Origin of the sequence: Geobacillus sp. PK12 (assembly GCF_004123125.1) — a bacterium.
In the GTDB taxonomy this organism is placed as follows: Bacteria; Bacillota; Bacilli; order Bacillales; family Anoxybacillaceae; genus Geobacillus; species Geobacillus zalihae.
The window spans coordinates 1-1,415 of the sequence record NZ_SDKL01000063.1 but is presented as its reverse complement, the minus strand read 5'-3'; the positions used below and the strand labels follow the sequence as shown (position 1 = coordinate 1,415).

The 1,415-nt window shown below is 52.5% G+C and carries 10 tRNA genes; all 10 read right to left on the bottom strand.

Going from position 1 to position 1,415, the window contains the following annotated elements:
• Window positions 1–59: 59 nt before the first annotated feature.
• The 10 genes from ETR37_RS16645 to ETR37_RS16600 all read right to left on the bottom strand — a co-directional run bounded on the left by ETR37_RS16645 (window position 60) and on the right by ETR37_RS16600 (window position 1,349).
• A tRNA-Ser gene (locus ETR37_RS16645) sits at window positions 60–150 on the bottom strand.
• Between the two features lie 19 nt (window positions 151–169).
• Window positions 170–246: transfer RNA gene (locus tag ETR37_RS16640), tRNA-Ile, on the bottom strand.
• 5 nt (window positions 247–251) lie between these two features.
• Window positions 252–328 (bottom strand) — tRNA-Met (locus tag ETR37_RS16635).
• Window positions 329–345: 17 nt separating this feature from the next.
• Window positions 346–418, bottom strand: a tRNA-Ala gene (locus tag ETR37_RS16630).
• A gap of 8 nt (window positions 419–426) precedes the next feature.
• Window positions 427–500 (bottom strand) — tRNA-Pro (locus ETR37_RS16625).
• Between the two features lie 6 nt (window positions 501–506).
• Window positions 507–580: transfer RNA gene (locus ETR37_RS16620), tRNA-Arg, on the bottom strand.
• A 5-nt stretch (window positions 581–585) separates the two neighbouring features.
• A tRNA-Leu gene (locus ETR37_RS16615) sits at window positions 586–671 on the bottom strand.
• 5 nt (window positions 672–676) lie between these two features.
• A tRNA-Gly gene (locus ETR37_RS16610) sits at window positions 677–751 on the bottom strand.
• Window positions 752–758: 7 nt separating this feature from the next.
• Window positions 759–831, bottom strand: a tRNA-Lys gene (locus ETR37_RS16605).
• Window positions 832–1,276: 445 nt separating this feature from the next.
• Window positions 1,277–1,349 (bottom strand) — tRNA-Thr (locus tag ETR37_RS16600).
• Window positions 1,350–1,415 lie beyond the last annotated feature (66 nt).

The following is a 1,415-nucleotide window of genomic DNA, read 5'->3' as shown; positions in this document are numbered from 1 at the left end:
CGACGATGCGAATGCTCGTCTCTACCAATTGAGCTAAGCCGGCATGATTTTAAAGTGCATGGCGGAGGAGGAGGGATTCGAACCCCCGCGCGCCTTGCGGCGCCTCTCGGTTTTCAAGACCGACCCCTTCAACCACTTGGGTACTCCTCCAAAAAAGCAACAATAATAATGGTGGACCTTGTAGGACTCGAACCTACGACCGGACGGTTATGAGCCGTCTGCTCTAACCAGCTGAGCTAAAGGTCCGATAATGGTGGCGGTGGAGGGGATCGAACCCCCGACCTCACGGGTATGAACCGTACGCTCTAGCCAGCTGAGCTACACCGCCAAATTTAAGTCAAAAGGTGGAGCCTATCGGGATCGAACCGATGACCTCCTGCTTGCAAAGCAGGCGCTCTCCCAGCTGAGCTAAGGCCCCATGATAAATCGGGAAGACAGGATTTGAACCTGCGACCTCACGGACCCGAACCGTGTGCTCTACCAAGCTGAGCTACTTCCCGACAAAACGCGCTCGAGAGGATTCGAACCCCTAACCTTCTGATCCGTAGTCAGATGCTCTATCCAATTGAGCTACGAGCGCACAAGTGCCGAGGGCCGGACTCGAACCGGCACGGTAGTTACCTACCCCAGGATTTTAAGTCCTGTGCGTCTGCCAATTCCGCCACCCCGGCGGAAGTGGAGCGGAAGACGGGGCTCGAACCCGCGACCCCCACCTTGGCAAGGTGGTGTTCTACCGCTGAACTACTTCCGCAAGACGATGAGCCATGGAGGACTCGAACCTCCGACCCTCTGATTAAAAGTCAGATGCTCTACCTACTGAGCTAATGGCTCACGAGTTGGATAACACTCTAGGATAGTGATGTCCCTTCCTCTACAAGCATATTCAAGGAAGCAAGATGCGTCGGGACAACTCGAAGCGAACTCGATGATGCAAAGCTCGTTGCTCTACCTACTGAGCTAATGGCTCATGGTTAGGACAACACTCTAGGTACTACCTAGCTCTACCTGCCTCTTCCTCTGCCAGCTAATTCAAGGAAGCCTCGTGCGTCGAGGCAACTCGAAGCAAATTCGATGATGTAACGCTCGTTACTGAGCTAATGGCTCATGGGTTCAATAACACTCCGAGACAACGATGTCCCTTCCTCTACTAGCATATTCGAAGATGTCAGATGCGTCGGGACAACTCGAAGCGAACTCGAAGATGTAGCGCTCGTTACTGAGCTAATGGCTCGCGGTTGCCGTCTTAATGGCTTAAGAGGTTATTAAGGAATAAGAATGCCGGCTGCAGGACTTGAACCCGCAACCTACTGATTACAAGTCAGTTGCTCTACCAATTGAGCTAAGCCGGCACATTTAAAATTAGCTAGTGATTCATGTTGTCTGCCTGGTTGTGCCTCTTCCTCTTCAAGCTCATT